12 protein-coding genes and 2 riboswitches are annotated in these 17,918 nt (G+C 46.7%); of the genes, 9 read left to right on the top strand and 3 right to left on the bottom strand.

Translation table 11 applies throughout. The annotated features are described in order from the left end of the window. The first annotated feature begins 20 nt into the window (after window positions 1-20). The 8 genes from DESMER_RS24045 (at window position 21) to bzaB (ending at window position 10,263) form a co-directional block, all read left to right on the top strand. Complete coding sequence (locus tag DESMER_RS24045; protein WP_014904243.1) at window positions 21-164, top strand: hypothetical protein; 144 nt, start codon at window positions 21-23, stop codon at window positions 162-164. Window positions 165-387: 223 nt separating this feature from the next. Beyond that, window positions 388-1,743 carry an MFS transporter gene (locus DESMER_RS16720; RefSeq protein ID WP_014904242.1) on the top strand — a complete coding sequence of 452 codons (1,356 nt, stop codon included), beginning with the start codon at window positions 388-390 and terminating at the stop codon, window positions 1,741-1,743. Window positions 1,744-1,878: 135 nt separating this feature from the next. Beyond that, complete coding sequence (locus DESMER_RS24775; RefSeq protein WP_014904241.1) at window positions 1,879-2,736, top strand: methyl-accepting chemotaxis protein; 858 nt, start codon at window positions 1,879-1,881, stop codon at window positions 2,734-2,736. A 44-nt stretch (window positions 2,737-2,780) separates the two neighbouring features. Beyond that, window positions 2,781-4,205 carry an MFS transporter gene (locus DESMER_RS16710; protein WP_014904240.1) on the top strand — a complete coding sequence of 475 codons (1,425 nt, stop codon included), beginning with the start codon at window positions 2,781-2,783 and terminating at the stop codon, window positions 4,203-4,205. A 66-nt stretch (window positions 4,206-4,271) separates the two neighbouring features. Further along, window positions 4,272-5,942, top strand: a complete 1,671-nt coding sequence (locus tag DESMER_RS16705; protein ID WP_014904239.1) for a formate--tetrahydrofolate ligase — start codon at window positions 4,272-4,274, stop codon at window positions 5,940-5,942. Window positions 5,943-6,148: 206 nt separating this feature from the next. Next, window positions 6,149-6,736 (top strand): DNA-3-methyladenine glycosylase, encoded by a 588-nt coding sequence (locus DESMER_RS16700; protein WP_014904238.1) that lies wholly within the window; start codon window positions 6,149-6,151, stop codon window positions 6,734-6,736. Between the two features lie 141 nt (window positions 6,737-6,877). Then, window positions 6,878-7,050, top strand: a riboswitch (cobalamin riboswitch). Between the two features lie 274 nt (window positions 7,051-7,324). Then, window positions 7,325-7,514, top strand: a riboswitch (cobalamin riboswitch). Window positions 7,515-7,664: 150 nt separating this feature from the next. After that, window positions 7,665-8,963 (top strand): phosphomethylpyrimidine synthase ThiC, encoded by a 1,299-nt coding sequence (gene thiC / locus DESMER_RS16695; RefSeq protein ID WP_014904237.1) that lies wholly within the window; start codon window positions 7,665-7,667, stop codon window positions 8,961-8,963. Window positions 8,964-8,982: 19 nt separating this feature from the next. Further along, window positions 8,983-10,263, top strand: coding sequence for a B12 lower ligand biosynthesis ThiC-like protein BzaB (bzaB, locus tag DESMER_RS16690; RefSeq protein WP_014904236.1), 1,281 nt, complete (start codon window positions 8,983-8,985; stop codon window positions 10,261-10,263). A gap of 172 nt (window positions 10,264-10,435) precedes the next feature. Here bzaB and DESMER_RS16685 read toward each other — a convergent pair whose 3' ends face one another. The 3 genes from DESMER_RS16685 to DESMER_RS16675 form a co-directional block, all read right to left on the bottom strand. Then, a complete protein-coding gene (locus DESMER_RS16685) occupies window positions 10,436-11,215 on the bottom strand; it encodes an HPP family protein (RefSeq protein WP_014904235.1) in 780 nt (259 codons plus the stop codon). Window positions 11,216-11,400: 185 nt separating this feature from the next. Then, window positions 11,401-13,431, bottom strand: a complete 2,031-nt coding sequence (locus DESMER_RS16680; RefSeq protein ID WP_014904234.1) for an anaerobic carbon-monoxide dehydrogenase catalytic subunit — start codon at window positions 13,429-13,431, stop codon at window positions 11,401-11,403. A 323-nt stretch (window positions 13,432-13,754) separates the two neighbouring features. Next, window positions 13,755-15,398 (bottom strand): sigma-54-dependent Fis family transcriptional regulator, encoded by a 1,644-nt coding sequence (locus tag DESMER_RS16675; RefSeq protein ID WP_014904233.1) that lies wholly within the window; start codon window positions 15,396-15,398, stop codon window positions 13,755-13,757. A 556-nt stretch (window positions 15,399-15,954) separates the two neighbouring features. Between DESMER_RS16675 and DESMER_RS16670 the strand changes: the two genes are divergently transcribed. Then, the gene (locus DESMER_RS16670; RefSeq protein WP_014904232.1) at window positions 15,955-17,856 is read left to right on the top strand and encodes a hypothetical protein; all 1,902 of its coding nucleotides are present in this window, start codon (window positions 15,955-15,957) and stop codon (window positions 17,854-17,856) included. Window positions 17,857-17,918: the final 62 nt, after the last annotated feature.

Below are 17,918 nucleotides of genomic sequence, written 5' to 3'. Positions count from 1 at the left end.
TCTTGAAAGGAGAGGATGAAATGGATACCAAATACTACACAACCTGGGAAGAATATTTAGCAGAGCATCCGGAATTAGAGGGAAAACCTGAACAAGCGATAGCGCCGAAAATTGTAAAGTATGAAGACGCGATGTTTACTTTTATTATGGATTTGTTGTTGTAGGTCTTCAATGAAGTGTTATAGGGCAACACTGCACCTCGTAAAAGGATTGCACTAAGCTGCAAAAAAATTACTTAATCGAGGACGGAGGTTGCCCTCCATTTAACTCCATATATTTCTGAATATTCCCAGTTGGGGAACAAATCTGAGTTTTAAATAGAGGGGAGTAAGGTTGACGGAAGATAAGAGATAAGAAAAAGAAAATGATTTGAGAGGAGATTTTACTATGGAAAAGGGATTGAAAAAGTCCATTATCAATCTTTACGGATTACCATCTTTCGGATTTCAGTTATTCGTCAATATGGAAGTGTTCTATTTTGCGGCGTTTCTAACTGATTTTGCCAAGCTCCCTATGGCCCTGGTGGGCACCGTATTATTGATTACCAGTATCTGTGATATTCTGTGGGTTCCTACCGCCGGAGTCCTCTTGGAAAAGAGCAATATGAGATGGGGTAAATACCGTTCCTGGTTGCTTGTGGGCCCACCCTTTGCGGCATTGTTCTTTATTTTACAGTTTTCTAAAATTGGCTCTCCAACAATCAATGCTATTATCATTACCGTCGGATTTGCAGTCAGTCACTTGATTTGGAATATATTCTACGCCGGGCATGTGGCCTTAAACTCTTCAATGACAACAGTCCGAGAAGAAAGAATCGCTATGTCAACAAATAGAGGGATGTTTAATTCTCTCGGTGCTATTGCATTTTCTTTAATTGGCATGAAGATGATCCTGTCACTCGGCAAAGGCAATCCTGCCATGGGATATACACTTACCGTAGTAATCACAGGTGCTGTGATGATTGCTTGTTATTATACCTTGTTCTTCATTACCAAAGACTATGCTTTCCACGGGACTTCTGTTCAAACAGGTCAAGCTGAAAAGAAAATGTCCATTGGCGAAATGTTGAAACAGATCATCGTCAATCCGCCGCTTATTGGCTTAATGTTAGGTGAAATTGGAAGATACTTAGGCAGGTTTGTTATCTTTGGCTTAGCATTCTATTATTTTAAGTACGTAGTTAATAATCTGGCTGTTATTGCAGTTTTCATGACCGGGCTAAACGTAGTAACATTCGTTGGGGCCTTGATTGCCAACCCCCTGGCCAAGAAGTTCGGCGAGAGAAACACCTACATTTTATCCCTTTCGATCTTTATAGTAGGGCTGTTGGCTGTCTGGGCTTTACCTATGAATTATATCTCCTTCATGGTCATTATGTTCATTGCTTATTTAGGATACGGCATGCCTGATGCCTTGGGTGTAGTTATGTATTCATCTACCGTTGACTACGGTGAATGGAAAACAGGTAAGAATGCCAGAGGGTTCATCATGTCCTTAATCAATTTCCCGATCAAAGTAGCAATTCTGGTCAGAAGCGTCATAATCACGGGAGTACTTGCCGGAGCAGGCTATGTTGCCAATATGGAGGCAACGCCATTACTGGTAGAATCTATAAAGAATGGATTAACCTTAATCCCTGCAGTCATCATGTTAGTAGCATTAATCCTTATCACTCTTCTTTTCAGAATTACGCCTAAAAGCCTGGCTAAAATGCAAAATGAAATCGCAGCTCGAAAGGCATAGACTGACTCCTAAGCTAAGGTCTAATCAGTCTCTTAAATTAAGAGAGATGAGATGCTTCATCTCTCTTTCTTCTTAAAGATTTGGACAGCGGAGACATTTTAAACCATTAATCAATGGCGATTAAAGGAGTTAAATATGGAAGAAAGATATCTGCAAAGATTTATTGAGTTAATGCCAAAATTAAATGAAGTAATGCATGACGATATTACCGTGATAGTTTTTGACCTTAGAAATGAGATTGTCGCTGCTTATGAACCGGGTCAGCTTAAAATGCCTTCTAAAGTTGGGGACCCAATTAAGAATATGGAAAACTTCAATCTTGTGAAGAAATCGAAAAAACAATTGCCGTCAGTAGTTCCCACCAGATTCTTCGGAGTCCCTGCTAAAGGTCTCCTAACCCCGGTCTTTGATGAAGGAGGAGAGGTTGTCGCTATAGTTTCGGTTTCCAAAAGCATAGAAAAAGAGGCCAAAATCGAAGAAGGCACCAGAAAGCTCTTTTCCTCAATGGAGCAATTAAATGCTGGTATTGAAGAAGTTGCTTCTAGTTCCCAGCAACTATCAACGTTTATCAAGGAAATCGATGAGTTCAGCTCTCATACTCACGAAAAAATCAATGCCATTGACAGCATAATAGAGGATATAAAAAACATATCCAAACATTCTAATCTGCTAGCCTTAAATGCCTCTATAGAAGCAGCAAGGGCTGGAGATGCGGGCAGAGGATTCAGTGTTGTAGCTAAAGAAATGGGCAAACTATCGAACTTAAGTAAGGAGTCAGCAGAAAAGGTTGCGGGGTCGCTTATTGAGATAAAAAAGGCAATTGAATTTATCAGTGAAAAAATTAATAAAACAAGTCTTTCGTCAGAAAACCAAGCTGCGGCTACTGAGGAAATGGCTGCTACAACTGATGAAATTGTCTCTATTTCTAAGCAATTATCAGATTTGTCTAAGGTTCAAACAGTTGAGGAATTAATCAGTCAGAAGAAGATATAACTACTTCTTACCTATTTAAAATGTTATAGGAGGAGATGGTTAATATGACGGTACTTAAAGAGAAGGGCTGGCAAAAGTATCACACGATTTGGATCATGCTCTTTATTGGCTGGGTAGTATCCTATGCTGACCGAACATTGACTGGCCCAGTGGTTACTTGGATGATTGCCAATAAGGTTGGTTTTTTAGAAGCTGCCAGCAACCCTCATGCCCTGGGTGGCCTGTTAGGAAGCTTGTTTTTCGCCGGATATATGCTGACCCAATTCCCGGGAGGTTACTTTGGGGATAAATATGGTTATAGGACAATTGTTGTTATCAGTATTTTTTGGGCTGGCATTACCACCCTATTGACGGGCCTAACCGGTGGCTTGGTGGCATTTATAGCCTTGAGGGTTTTCACCGGACTTGGCGAAGGCGTTCTCTACTCGAATGACCGCTCCTTGGTTGCCGAGGTAACTCCTCCGAATAAACTGGGCTTGGGTATGGGAGTAGTAATGGGCGGACTTACTGTGGGCTTGTCGGGAGCCTTAGTAGGGACAGTATATTTAATAGAGTTAGCTCAACCGTCCATGGGTGTCGACGCTTGGAAAGCTCCTTTTCTTATCTTGGGAACAGTCACAATTATTGCAGCAGTCTTTATCCGTCAGGCGCTAAAGCCACAAGGAAAATTAGGGTCAGAGAATTTTGGCAAAGCCTTACTCAACTTGCTTAAATATGCCTTTGTCTTCTTAGTAGCTATAATGGCTGTTTATTTTATCACAGATGCTATGCATTTAAATGATGTGATAATTGCAGTTATCCTAACTTGTTTAGCCTTTGTCTTAATTGCTTTTATCTTTATCAGGAAAGGCAATGAAGTCAACCCGATTTTAAAGGACAAAAATCTTGTGCTTATCTATGTCTCTTATATTGCCGTGTTATGGCATCTCTGGTTTTATGGTTTTTGGGGAGGAGCTGTAATCAAAGATTTTGGCGGCGGTACTCTGGCATCTGCCCTCTTGGTTATCTCCTTTAACGCTATCGCTGGAGTCATCGGTTTTCCTTTAGGGGGAAAGATTTCCGATATGGTAGCCCATAAACCCAATGGCCGCCGCAATGTCTTGATCGGTATGGAAGCTCTTTTGACGGTGTTTATCTTTGTATTTGCAGCCTATGTCATGTCCGGAAGAAATGATATGGTTGTCCAATCGGTTATTCTCTTTACTTCAGGTTTAATCTTTTTTGCTTTGCAAGCAGTTGCTCACGCCCTTACTTCAGAAATTGCCCCAGTTCATTTGCGGGGAGCTGCTTTTGGCATGCTGAATCTTGTCTCGGAAATTGGAGCGGTATTATCGCCAGTGATTTCGGGAGCAATTCGAGATAGTACAGGAAGTTGGGGAACTCCCTTAATTTTAGACGGGGTCTTAATGGGAATCAGCTGCATCATGATTATGGGAGTAAGTACAAAACTCGCGAGTAAAAAGGAGTAAATAAGGTCTATCCCGGTGTGTTGGTATCTGAATGAAAATAATTAAGCAAGAATAGGAGAATGCAACATGAAAAGTGACATCGAAATCGCCCAAGCAGCAGTAATGAAACCAATCCTGGAGATTGCCAAAAACCTTGACTTAAAAGATGATGAGGTAGAGTTATATGGCAAGTACAAAGCCAAAATTAATTTAAGTGTGTGGAATCGCTTAAAAGATAAGCCCGATGGCAAGCTCATCCTAGTTACCGCAATTAATCCAACCCCTGCCGGAGAAGGTAAAACGACAACCACTGTAGGATTAGGGCAAGCACTCTCCAAAATGGGCAAGAAGGCTATGATTGCGGTACGTGAACCATCTCTTGGTCCGTGTTTCGGTGTTAAAGGCGGAGCGGCGGGGGGCGGATATGCTCAAGTCGTGCCTATGGAAGATATAAATCTCCATTTCACAGGAGATTTTCATGCCATTACTTCAGCCCATAGTCTCTTAGCAGCCATGCTGGACAACAGTATTCAACAAGGAAATCCTTTAAATATTGATCCGCGACAAGTGGTTTTCCGACGTGTTGTGGATATGAATGACCGCGCCTTACGTAAAATTGTCATGGGCTTAGGGGGCAAGATGGAAGGAGTACCCCGTGAAAGTGGGTATGACATTACTGTAGCCTCGGAGGTCATGGCCATTCTTTGCTTAGCAAAGGACCTTATGGATCTCAAAGAACGATTTGGCAAGATTGTCGTTGCTTATACCTATGAAGGAGAACCTGTAACCGCTCATGATTTAGAAGCGGAAGGCGCCATGGCCCTTCTCATGAAGGACGCAATTAAACCAAATCTTGTCCAGACTTTAGAAAACACTCCTGTCTTTATTCATGGCGGACCATTTGCCAATATCGCCCACGGGTGTAACAGCATCATGGCCACAAAACTTGGTCTGAAACTGGCAGATTATCTGGTGACAGAAGCCGGTTTTGGAGCAGACCTAGGGGCAGAAAAGTTTTTTGATCTGAAATGCCGTTATGGTGGATTGAAACCTGAGGCTGTTGTCATTGTGGCAACTGTTCGGGCCTTAAAGATGAACGGCGGCCTGGCTAAAGATCAATTAGGTACAGAAGACTTGGGAGCCTTGGCACGGGGGGTAGTCAATCTGGAAAAACACATTGAAAACATGGCGAAATTCGGTGTACCGGCGGTTGTGGCTATCAATAGATTCCCAACGGATTCGGAAGCTGAACTAAACCTAGTTCGCGAAAGATGCCAGGAGTTAGGTGCAGAAGTTGCCCTTTCCGAAGTGTTTATGCGCGGTGGAGAAGGAGGCGTTGAGCTTGCTGAAACGGTCCTCTCCGTGCTCCAACGGGAAGAAGCTAAATTTAAGGTGCTCTATGAATTGGATTTGTCCATTGAAGAGAAAATCGAGAAAATAGCCAAAGATATTTATGGAGCAGATGGAGTTATCTTCGATAAAGCTGCTCAAGCTTCTATGAAGAAATATGTGGAGATGGGTTATGGTAATTTACCGATTTGCATGGCTAAGACTCAGTATTCTTTTACTGACGATCCCACTCGCTTAGGCAGACCGACAGGTTTTACCATCACAGTTCGGGAATTGCGTCTTTCCGCCGGTGCCGGGTTCCTGGTGGCAGTTACAGGTACGATTATGACCATGCCGGGATTACCAAAACGACCGGCTGCCACGAGAATGGATATTGATGCGGAGGGAACAATTACAGGGTTGTTCTAATCCTAGGTTCATTCCTGACTATAGATAGAAAGTGGAAAGACCGCGCGAATCCTTGGACACAAGGAATTCGGCGGTCTTTAAAATGTCCCTGCATAAAAACAATTAAAGAATAACTAAGGGAAAATAAGTGTACAATGACGCTAGGGTAATATCAGAAACATGAGTATTCCCCTACTACTGGAAGTTCGGAATAAGGAGATAGAGTTATGACATTTCAACCGATAGACTATGCTTTTTTTCAACAACCTACCCTTAACTTAGCTCCTGCTTTGTTGGGGAAATTGCTAGTGAAGGAAACAGAGTTTGGCACAGCGTCGGGATGGATTGTAGAAACTGAAGCCTACATTGGACCGGAAGATCGGGCGGCTCATAGTTATGGCAACCGAAGGACTAAAAGAACTGAAGTAATGTTTGGCCCACCTGGGTATGCCTATACTTATGTTATGCATACCCATTGTCTTATGAATGTAGTCAGTGGAGAAATCGGGCACCCGGAGGCGGTGTTAATCAGAGCCCTGGAGCCCTGTTCCGGATTTGATCTGATGTATCAACGCCGGGGAAACGTAAAAAAAGAACTGGAGTTAACCAATGGACCGGGAAAGTTAACCAAATCTCTAGGGATAGTTAAGGAAGATTACGGGAGAGGGATGTTTGAGTATCCACTGTTTATCGCAGAAGGAAAGGAAGTCGGGTCCATTGCCGTAGGTCCAAGAATAGGTATTAATAACAGCAGAGAAGCCGTACACTATCCCTGGCGTTTTTGGGTAGAGGGCAATCCCTTTGTATCTAGATAAGGGACAATAGCTGGAGAGGTCGGTGGATTTCTCTCAGTGCAGGCCCTTATGGTTGAATGGATTCAAGTTTGACAAGATCAGAGGGCCCTGATCTAAAAGGTATCTTGACATCCTCGGTTTTCTTAAGTATGATCATTAGTAAATAAACATAATTTTACAGGTGCCCAATGAGGGAGAATAGGGAACCGGGTGAAAGTCCCGGACGGACCCGCCACTGTAAAGGGGAGCTTTGGCCATGACCACTCTGTAAGGAGGAAGGAGGCAAGGAAGCTGTGAGCCTGAGTCAGGAGACCTGCCTGTAAAATACTTAGCATCGGCTTCGCGTATTAAGCCGGTTTAGGTGAGGATGATGGAAAAATCCGCGCTCTATTGAGTTGCGGGTTTTTTTGCTTTAAAAAATAGCCTAAGGTTATTAATTTCTAAGGAGGAGAGGAAGATGTACCCTTGGGAGTTGCATGATAAACCCCGAGATGAATGCGGGGTATTGGGATTTATGCACCGGAAAACAATGTGTCACTGAAAGCTTACTCTGGTCTCAACGCACTGCAGCAGCGGGGACAGGAAACCGGTTAAAAAGTGACTCTAAGTAAATATGATAACGTTCAGGTGCCCGCGAGGGAGAATAGGGAATCGGGTGTAAGTCCCGGACGGTCCCGCCACTGTAACCGGTAGTCCATCTCATAGCCACCGCTTGTTGTCCGATAGGCAAAGCAGGCGGGAAGGGAGACACGGACGTTACGCCGGAAGTCAGGAGACCTGCCTGAATTGTTGCCAGCTGTTCTTTATAAAGGCAGCAAGACGGGAACGGTGGAAATGTTCACATCTAATTAAGGTGTGGACTTTTTTATTTTAAAAAGGGAGGGTAGGCAAATAACGACTTATTAATAGGGGTTATTTTGAGCAATGAAAGGTTCAAAGGAGGATAATGATGAGTTTATTAACAAGGGCCTTGGAAGGAACAATTACTTCTGAAATGGAGCAGGTGGCAGCCCGGGAGAAAGTCTCCCCGGAATTTATCAGGCAGGGAGTTGCAGCAGGTGCAATTGTCATCCCCGGTAATATCAACCACAAAAATATTATGCCTGTAGGTATCGGCAAGGGGCTGAGGACAAAGGTTAGTGCCAGTATCGGTCTTTACGGCAGTGAAGCTTCCCTTGCTGAAGAAATCAGCAAGGTCAAAACAGCCTTGGCGGCAGGTACAGATGCTCTCATGGATCTGAGCGTCAGCGGGGATATTGATGCCATGCGCCTGGAAACCCTGAATTCTGCTTCCGTACCCGTTGGCACACTCCCTGTTTATCAGGCAATCGCTGAAGCTGGGAAAAAGTACGGTTCCACGGTGAAAATGACAGCAGAGGAAATGTTTGAGGTTATTGAACGGCATGCGGCAGATGGTGTTGACTTCTTGGCTTTACACTGTGCAACGACTATGGATGTTGTAGAACGAGCCAAGAGAGAAAGCCGCCTTGATCCTCTGGTAAGTTACGGAGGTGCTCATTTAATCGGTTGGATGATCGCCAATGAATGTGAAAATCCTCTTTATCAACAATATGACCGGGTCTTGGCAATTGCCCGGAAATATAATGTTACTCTCAGCCTGGCTGATGGGATGAGGCCGGGGTGTCTGGCTGATTCCCTGGATGGAGCCCAAGTTCAAGAATTGGTTATCTTGGGGGAACTGGTCAGACGGGCTAGGGCAGCGGGGGTCCAAATTATGATTAAAGGGCCCGGGCATATGCCTCTTGAGCATGTGAAGGCCACGGTTACATTGCAAAAGAGCCTTTGTCAGGGAGCCCCTTACTTTGTCTTCGGTCCATTGCTGACGGATATTGCCGCCGGTTACGACCATATTAATGCTGCAATAGGAGGAGCACTCAGTGCCTGGGCAGGGGCGGAATTTCTTTGTTATGTCACCCCGGCTGAACATATCGGCGTACCCAGTGCTGATCAGGTGCGGGAGGGAGTCATAGCCGCCCGGATCGCTGCCCATGTCGGCGACCTGGCCAAAGGGAGGAAAGAAGCCTGGCAATGGGATTTGGAAATGTCTCTGGCCCGCAAGCAACTGGACTGGAAAAGACAATTAGAACTGGCCATTGATCCGCCCAGAGCGGCAGAGATCAGGAAAACCCGCAACAACGGGGAATCTACGGCTTGCGCCATGTGCGGGAAGTATTGTGCAATGGAAATTGTCGCCAAGTATCTGAACACAACTAAGCATAGCTGTTAAGAAAGGAAAGGTGGTTAATATGACACAGGTTTTAAAAGCCCGGGCCGGGATCATTACCGAGGAAATGGAAGCTGTGGCGACTGATGAGAATCTTGAGGCGGAATTTATCCGGCAGGGAGTTGCCGAAGGGAGAATCGTCATTCCCAGAAACAAAAACCGCAAGGAATTTAAATACTGTGGGATCGGGGCAGGTTTGCGGATTAAGGTTAACGCCCTGATTGGCACCTCCAGCGATCGCGACGACATGGAAATGGAAGCCCGCAAGCTGGCCATTGCGGAAGAAGCCGGCTGCGACAGCTTTATGGATTTAAGTACGGGAAAAGACATCGACGGCATGAGGAAGCAGTCCTTGTCCCTGGCTCATGTAGCCATGGGGAGCACCATGATTTACCAGGCAGGGATCGAGGCCATTGAGAAATACGGCAGTGTTGTCAGTATGAGAGAGGAGGATATTTTCGAGGTAATTGAACGACAAGCGGCGGACGGGCTGGATTTTATGGCGATTCATTGTGCTCTGAATATGGACGTCATCAAAAGAATGCAAAACACCGGACGGGTAACGGACGTGGTTAGCCGGGGCGGTGCTTTCCTCACCGGTTGGATGCTGCACAATCAGAAAGAGAATCCCCTCTACGAAAAATTTGACCGGGTGCTGGAAATACTAAAGGCTTATGACGTTACCTTAAGCCTGGGGGATGCCATCCGACCCGGCAGTATTGCCGATTCCTTGGACGGTGCCCAGCTGCAGGGCATGATCATCCAGGGAGAACTTACCAGAAGAGCCCAGGAGGCCGGTGTTCAGGTCATGGTGGAAGGACCCGGGCATGTGCCCCTCAATCATGTGGAGGCAACCATGGAAGTGCAGAAAAGACTATGCAATAATGCCCCTTATTATATCCTGGGTACTTTGGCCACGGATGTAACGCCAGGTTATGATCACATCAGCGGAGCCATCGGCGGGGCGCTGATCGGAGCCTGCGGTGCGGATTTCCTCTGCTATCTGACTCCGGCCGAGCACTTGGGTCTGCCCACCGAGGAAGACGTCCGAACCGGGGTGATTACGACCCGAATGGCGGCTCATATTGCGGATATTGCCAAAGGCAATCAACAAGCCTGGGCCAGAGATCTGGAAATGGCTAAGGCCCGGGTTGCCCTGAACCTAAACAGGCAAATTAAAGCGGCTCTTTATCCTGAACAGTTGAAGGCTGCTGCGGCAGCTGCCGGTGATGATCGCGGTTGTGTGGTCTGCGGAACCGGCTGTGCCGCTCAGGTTGCGGCCGAATATTTTGAGATTAGGTAAGAGGCCGGGTATGATAAGAAAACCTTTAGCATTTCAAAAACCAACGTTGCCCAAAAATTAGGTATTCCTATCCTCGTCACATAACAATAATCTAAAGGATGTTGATTCCTTAGAACAACTGGTTTTATATAATAGTGATTATAAACTTCATGATATTATTCTAGATATTTTTCTAGTGGTTTTCAGTTTTTGGGGTTACTAGGGCAACCACAAAATGGTGCATCCCGAGAAGCAAGACGCCTAGTATCATGCCCCAGAGCCCGATGGGATAAAACACCGGCGCGACTTGTTGGCAACTCATCAGGACCATACTAACCATGCATAAAGACATGCCCCATACCTGGGGTTTTTCCATGTACAGCCCGGCATATTTAACGCAATGATCGTCATCTTTAGCCGGAAATTCGAACCAAACCCGGTTCCAGACGAGGGCGAAAAGTACGGCGATGGTCGCGCCCCAAGCCATGTACGCGGGAAACAGCTGTGCGGGCATGGGCAAGGGTAAAATAGCCGGAATGACAGCGGTGGCTGCCGCCGGAGGATGATCGGCATCAAAAACCTGCATCAGCAAGGCTGCGCAAAGCAACGCTAGACTAAGTTTAAGCGGAATAACCAAGTCTGTTCCCCCTGCCAGCAATTCTCCTGTCCAAACTCCCGCCAGCCCGCCCATCGCTGAGACAAAATGTCCGACGATGACTGGTTTGGGCCGAGCTACTCGCAAATACACGCAACTGGAATTGATGAAGCAGGTTGCCGCCAGAGGCGGAAAGAGCACTCCTATCCCCGTGACTTTGGACAGCATACCGATAATGGCAAGCGCTATGCCGGCACCTAGGGAGCCCCAGACGATGCGTGACAGCGAAATGACTCCCGGACGGTAAACGTCCCTCGCAAATTCTCTTCGACAAATGGATCTTACTCTTATCTGTACTGAATTGAATTTCTTAGGCACTTAGGCAATCTCCTCTCTATGCAAAGCTTTTGGTTCAACTGCAAGTACGTGGTGGACACGACAAAGCTCTGTGTCACCACGTACTTAATTAATGACTCTTGCCGCAGTACACTGTGAGGCAAGTTGCGTGTTTCAACCGGCATGTCCTGTGCAACGCGACCTCCCTAGGCTTTGAATTGGGAGGGCTAAACGTCCCAGGTAAGCTTCTTTCTTGCGGCCTTAAAATCTGAGATGATCATCTGAGCAAGTTTTTCGGGGTCCGGGTCAACGTTCATGCAGGAACCAAGCAGTTCTCTTGTGCCCCCGTAAAGGAAATCCTTCACCTTTTTAGAACCTTCCACCGGAGCATGGACACAATGGTAGGAATCAAACCCCAGCATACGGAAAGCAAGGGCTGCGCCAACGCCTTTCTCGTTGGACCATTCGGGCGTCACTTCAGCAAAGGGCAAATCTTTGATCGGATGGCCGAGCAGACCGGCTATGGCAGCGAAGGTACCGACAGCATGAGCGTTATCGATGCATTCGCCAAAGTGCCAGACTGGGGGCAGATCCGAACCGAGAAATTCCTGCAAGCTATTTCCGCATTTATCCTGTCCCTTGACTGAGCAGTAACCGAGTTTTAACATTGGAAAGCCGGCACAACCGTTGGCAAAGATAAGGATGTTATTCTTCAGCAAAATGTCTGCAACATCCACAATGGCCTTTTCAAACACAATGCGGGTGTTTGTGCAGCCGGCCAAGTTGATGATGCCGAGAATTTTGCCTTCCTTAAGAGCGTCGGCGATGGGTTTGACGCTTCCGCCATAGTACTCGCTGAGATACTCAAGACCGAATCCCACTTCCGCTTCCACCTCGTAGGGAGGAATATGCCTTTTCACGTCCAGGCGGTTTTTGAAGCTTTCGATCGCCCGGGTTACAATTCTGTTGGCTAATTCCGGAAGTCGATTCAGGTCGGAGAGATCTCGCTTGTAACCGATATGTTCCGCCCCCGGCAGGTGGTTGGATTCGTTCGTGGTGACAACCACGGTTTTAAAGCAGTTGGCGACATCCATAATACCCGGAAAAACTTCTTGGATGTCAGCCAGCCAAAGATCCAACGCGCCTGTGCCCACTACCAGCTCAGCGCCGTTAGCGTTGGAGAGGGGAATGACTCCGCCAAGGCGGTACATGGTTGACAGGCCTGAACAACAGATTCCATAGAACTGGATACCCTGGGCTCCGGCCTCCTGGGCCATGGTGACGAATTCAGCGGTACGGGCCGTTTTGATGACTTCCGTAGCCAGCATGGGGGCATGGCCGTGAATGGCTATATTAACAAAGTCCTTTTTCAGCGCACCCACGTTAGCCTTGATGGTACTGCGGGTGGGAATGCCGAAGAGACAGTCGCTGGCAATGGAGCCGCCCACCACGCTGTTCATGGAAAAGGTGATACCTAAACGCAGGAACTGATCCATGGCTTTACGCCAATCGCCTTGGGTTGCGACTGTGGTCGCGTGCAAGGTCTCAAAAACTTCGTGATAGGAGCTGATCGGAGTTATCCCGAGTTCGTTCCAGACCTTTTGTCGTTCAGGTGGGGCCACTGCAGTAAGGGTTCGGTGCTGGCCAGGCACCGTACGGCTCATATCTTCGAGCAAAATATCCGCAATTTCACCGGCCAAAGCTTCGACGGTTTTGCCTGCAGTCTCCAGGCCGTACATGTTGGCTACGCCAAGCACCTTGCTTTTACCCAAGATGGGGAGATCGATCTCTCCGGAGGCAGCCTTTTTTAGGGTTAGCATGACTTCACGGGCACGAGCTCCATGGGCTGCCACACCTCCGGCTGCCGCGCGGGCCATGTTACGTGCTACGATGAGATCTGCATTCGCTCCGCAGGTACCCCGGGGAGACTTCTCAGTTATCTTGCAAGGACCGAGGGAGCAATTTTTGCAACAGACCCCGGCTAAGCCGAAAGCGCAGTGAGGTTTCTGTTTGTCGAAACGGTCAAAACAGTTTTCCAGGCCCATACTATCCATATAGGCAACCATTTCCCTTACTGCGGGATCAGGAGCCTGGGACATAACGTCAGCTTTGCTGGCGAAGGACTTTCGATATTCCGTTACTGCGGTCATGTAATCGGTGAAATCGTTATCGTGGTGATGATGATGGTGGGGGTGGTCATCATTATCGTGATGGTGGTGGTCAGCATCATGGGTTTGTGAATGTTTCTTGTCTCCCATATCAATACTCCTCTCTAAATAAAAGGTTGTTGCATAAAACAAGTGCTCTGTCGGAATTGCTAAGTCAGTACCTTTATCAACGGCATCCTGATCCCTCCTTTGTGCTTAAACAAGTACCTTCTGCAATTGCTATGCCAGAGTCATTTGTTGTGGGAATAATCAAACAATAGGAGGCGGACAGGAAGTTTCTTGAACGGAAAAACACAATGTCTATAATGATAATCCGTTGCTATCAACGAAATTTCGTTATAAACATTGTGTCTTGGTAGTAAGGGCAGAGTGTTCGGGGGATGTCAAGGCCCGATTAGCCTAGGTGTGCGAGACTAATTGCTACCGTTCCAATCCTCAAGAGTGATCCCCATCTTTTTTAAGCGCGAAATCAGAGTGGTCGGCTTTATCCCAAGTTTCTCGCTTGCACTTCTCGGTCCGTAGATCTTGCCGTTACAGACTCTAAGCGCCTCGATCATATTTTCTCTCTCCAATTGACGTAGTTCGGCGTCAGTTAGGATGCCGCCCTTGTCGATCTGCCCCGTGGTTTGGACTCCGCGGGCAGTGGTGCTGACTGTCAAATGAGCTATGGAAGAAATACCGGAGTCCAGCTTCCCTAAATGAGAAGTAATGACCGCCCGCTCCATGACGTTTTGTAGTTCACGGATATTGCCGGGCCAGTCGTATTTTGTCAAGGACTCAATCTCAGATTGGGTGAGGTGAGGCTTTGGGCGGTTGAGTCTTCGAGAGGTAAGAGCCAAAAAGTGGTTGACCAAAAGCGGTATGTCTTCCTTGCGGTCACGAAGGGGAGGCAAAAGAAAGGGGAAGACATTAACTCGGTAGTAAAGATCTTCACGAAAGCGTCCCGCTGTGACCTCTCGCCCGAGATCGCGGTTTGTGGCGGAAATGATGCGTACATCTACTTTTCGGACTTTTTCCTCGCCGACGCGCTGGTATTCACCTTCTTGCAGGACACGCAGAAGCTTACCCTGCAGTTCGAGGGGGATCTCGCCGACCTCGTCCAGGAATAGTGTTCCCCGATCGGCAATCTGAAAAAATCCCTCTCGATCCTTGTATGCTCCAGTGAAAGCACCCCGAGCATGCCCGAAGAATTCGCTCTCGAAAAGATTCTTGGGGATTGCGGCACAATTTATTTTGATCATAGGATGCCCGGCCCGTTTGCTTCTTGAGTGGATCTCCCGGGCAATGAGCTCCTTGCCCGTGCCGGATTCCCCGGTTATAAGCACACTGGTGTCGATGGGAGCAACAAGAAGGATCTGCTGTAGAATTTCATGGAGGGCGTTGCTTTTACCGATGATACCGTTGAAGGACTGGGCGATATTAACTTCTTTGCGCAGGTAAGCGTTTTCATTCTCGATTTGCCTTTTGAGACGTTTGATCTCTTCAAAGGCTCGCGCATTGGAAACGGCATAAGCTAAATGATCAGCTATCATACGCATCAGCCCGAGAGCTCCCTGATCTAAAGCGATGCGCGTAAACATTGCCAGCACACCAAGGACTTCACCTTTATAGATCAACGGCTGGCCGACGAAGCTGGCGATATGTTCTTTTTTTACCCAGCCTCTATCGGCAATCCAGTCAGAGTTGCCGCTTATGGCTGAGATGTTGCCGGGCTGGCCTGATGAGGCAATCCGGCCTACCTTGCGTACTCCCATGGGGAAGCGTCGAAAGGCACCATGTTGGATTGTGTTCCAGGTGGTTTTGTTGTCTATGGACAGCCCGTGGCTAGCCATCAGGTGGAGGCAGCGGCTTTTGTCCTGGCAGGCTGCGTACTCATTACAAGTGTTGCAAATATCCCCTGGGGTGATCATCCAGACCCTAGCCAGGGCCACGTTATAGGTCGATGCGAGAGATGATGTAACCAATTTTAGCAATTCATCGACCGAACGCTGCTGGGCCATCTCTAGAAGCAAGAGCTGAAAGCTTTCGAAATCTAAATTGAATTTATTTTGAGTCATGGGGCACCTCGGCGGTTTTTTAATTTATAGAATCAAGATAATATTAACACATATGCAGAATAAAAGTCTGATAATTCGATGAATGACGGCAATCCAAATTCGTCGGCACTGCTGGCGAATTTGACCTACACCCGGCACAGGATGATCTGCTCAAAGAAGAACCCCTCAAGGGAGATTTATCGAGAGAGATCCTCAAAACAAAGTGAGGAAATAAAAAGGACGCCAATCAGATTTTAAGACTGACTGACGCGCCTAAGCAGTTGTTGTGTTCCATTTCTTGATGCGGAATTTATCCCGCTAACGTCTGCAGCCTGCAAATTTGATGGTGCAGGATATTTTTTATACTCACCTTTCCTTTGAAACAACTGATTAAAATTGAAAGAGGTTTTAATAAACTGGGTCTTAATTAACCAGAGGTGCTCAATATTTTGAAGAAACAACTATTGTGGGCGGCAAATGAGAGGAATTAAGTGCAGCTTGGCGAAAAAAGATAGATGAGCCAAATTTCGGGTTTTATTAGATGTTAGGTGAAGCCGGAATTATGAGGAGGGTAATTATGAAGTTCTTTCAAAGACCTGTTTTCCGGGTAGTCGGAATAATCATCGTAGCGACGGTAGTTGGTGTTTTAGGACTGACTTCTACAGTATCTGATCAAGCTGAGAATGAAGGGGACATCTTGTCAACTTCTGCACTAAGTGAGAATGGTCCCTTGCCAAGTGAAGAAATTTTAAAGCTGAATTCTCTCGAAAAGACCTTTTTGGACTCGGATTTTTACCGGAAGGATGGAATGCTCCCGCTGACAGTAACTAAGGATCAGAAATATTTTGTGACTTATAAACTAAACAAGCAAAGTATGGCAGCGGAGAATGAGCTGATCCTAATAGGGATGCCCAGGCAGTTGATTGAGCTATATTTAGTTGACCTCAGTGAAAATAAGGCTGCCTTCTTAGGTAAAACAGAATTCGTAATTAATCAGGCCTGGTCGGAAGACGGTGCTCGTTTAGCCCTTGTTTCTCACAAGTCGGTTAAGGTTTTAGATCTTGCTAAGCGAAGTTTGGCAGAAGTACCGATGAAATATGAGACCGATATCTACAATACAAGCTGGGGACTTGATAACCGAACCATTTATTTGCATCTGGATACTACTCCGAACTATTATGCCTATGATACCTATTCGAAGCAGATGGTGAAAGTTAGGGGCGGATTTCAGGAGGGTGATGTTGCTTACAGAGGTAAGGCCGACGGCGGCATTCTTACCAGTAAGGGAGAACGGGTGGGAGTAGCCAGTGGCCTGTATTATGGGGAGGCTGCGGAGAAACAACTGTTTGCCGGGGATGTTATTATTCATGATATCAATCATGAGAAAATCCTGGTTTCCTGCGATGAGGACAATCCTGAGGGCGGTGCCCGATTCACGCTGGCAGAGTACGATCTTAAAACCGGTGCGTCGAGAGTGCTATATAATGAAGGAAATCTTCACACTGTATGGAAGATATTTAAGGCTTCCTATCTTAAAACTACCGGAGATATCATATTTACAACCTTCAAGTTAAGCGATACCGGTGTCAAGTATAGGCTGGTACGCATCGAACCGAAGGGGAAAGAGACCGTCGCAGAGGTGCCCTCACCTTTATATACTTTAACACCAGGAGAAAACCTGCTGCATTTCGCCGCTTTCGTAAACGGGGCAAGCTGTATTATGGACACTGCTGACTTTAAGTTCAGCGACCCAGGCTTGCAGCAAGCTGAGCAAAAAAGTGATATCAGAGATCTTATGCTGCGTGTTCTTTACTTATATGGGTCAGAATCCCCTAAGCTTGAGGAGCTAAAGCAAGTTTTTATTAACACTTATGACCCGATCCCTCAAGAAGCGTTGGAAAACATTGTGCTGGAAACAGAAGGCCTAAAATACTGGCAGTTTATAAGGCAGGAGATTGGCAAAAATGTTACCATGACCCTTAAAATGAAAGCCCCCAACAGGGCAGAGGTTATCCTAGACGGTAAGTATTTCAGAGGACCTCACGAGTTGGTAGAAATTGATGGAAAGTGGTATGTGACAGGGCTTTCAACTTGGCCGGATAGTCAGGCGAGGAAGGATGTCTACAGGGCATGTACAAAATTTATTGATACTCAAATCAAGACCGGCCAAGCGGAGGCTGACTTTAGACAAAAAGGAATTCAGGACGATTATGCTGTCCGAACAGCGGCACTGCTGAATAAGATACGTACTCAATCCTCTAAAATTGAGCTTGGAGAAATAGAGCTCTGGTCTATGAGTGAACCCCATAGGGCGGTTAACCCAGATGCCAAAGAAGCAAGAGTGAAAATGATCGTGACGCTCAATGATGGATCAACTGAAAAGCTCCAGGGTTACTTTTCGAGGGCAGATTCCGGAGATACCTGGATATTTCAAGGGTTAGGCAAGCTGTCACCGGGCCTGTTCCCGCAAACTTATTAGTTAATATCCGAGGTGTCAGCACCTTAGGCACTGCAATAGAGCCTGGATAACCTTCCAGGAAC

Source organism: Desulfosporosinus meridiei DSM 13257, assembly GCF_000231385.2.
Taxonomy (GTDB): domain Bacteria; phylum Bacillota; class Desulfitobacteriia; order Desulfitobacteriales; family Desulfitobacteriaceae; genus Desulfosporosinus; species Desulfosporosinus meridiei.
Note: the sequence above shows the minus strand (reverse complement) of the source record. Positions and strands in the feature narration are given on the sequence as shown.

What these genes read in the sequence shown, in the direction of transcription:
- DESMER_RS24045 (WP_014904243.1), top strand. Translation starts at nt 21, where the DNA reads ATGGATACCAAATACTACACAACCTGGGAAGAATATTTAGCAGAGCAT.
- DESMER_RS16720 (WP_014904242.1), top strand. Translation starts at nt 388, where the DNA reads ATGGAAAAGGGATTGAAAAAGTCCATTATCAATCTTTACGGATTACCA.
- DESMER_RS24775 (WP_014904241.1), top strand. Translation starts at nt 1,879, where the DNA reads ATGGAAGAAAGATATCTGCAAAGATTTATTGAGTTAATGCCAAAATTA.
- DESMER_RS16710 (WP_014904240.1), top strand. Translation starts at nt 2,781, where the DNA reads ATGACGGTACTTAAAGAGAAGGGCTGGCAAAAGTATCACACGATTTGG.
- DESMER_RS16705 (WP_014904239.1), top strand. Translation starts at nt 4,272, where the DNA reads ATGAAAAGTGACATCGAAATCGCCCAAGCAGCAGTAATGAAACCAATC.
- DESMER_RS16700 (WP_014904238.1), top strand. Translation starts at nt 6,149, where the DNA reads ATGACATTTCAACCGATAGACTATGCTTTTTTTCAACAACCTACCCTT.
- thiC (WP_014904237.1), top strand. Translation starts at nt 7,665, where the DNA reads ATGAGTTTATTAACAAGGGCCTTGGAAGGAACAATTACTTCTGAAATG.
- bzaB (WP_014904236.1), top strand. Translation starts at nt 8,983, where the DNA reads ATGACACAGGTTTTAAAAGCCCGGGCCGGGATCATTACCGAGGAAATG.
- DESMER_RS16680 (WP_014904234.1), bottom strand. Translation starts at nt 13,431, where the DNA reads ATGGGAGACAAGAAACATTCACAAACCCATGATGCTGACCACCACCAT.
- DESMER_RS16675 (WP_014904233.1), bottom strand. Translation starts at nt 15,398, where the DNA reads ATGACTCAAAATAAATTCAATTTAGATTTCGAAAGCTTTCAGCTCTTG.
- DESMER_RS16670 (WP_014904232.1), top strand. Translation starts at nt 15,955, where the DNA reads ATGAAGTTCTTTCAAAGACCTGTTTTCCGGGTAGTCGGAATAATCATC.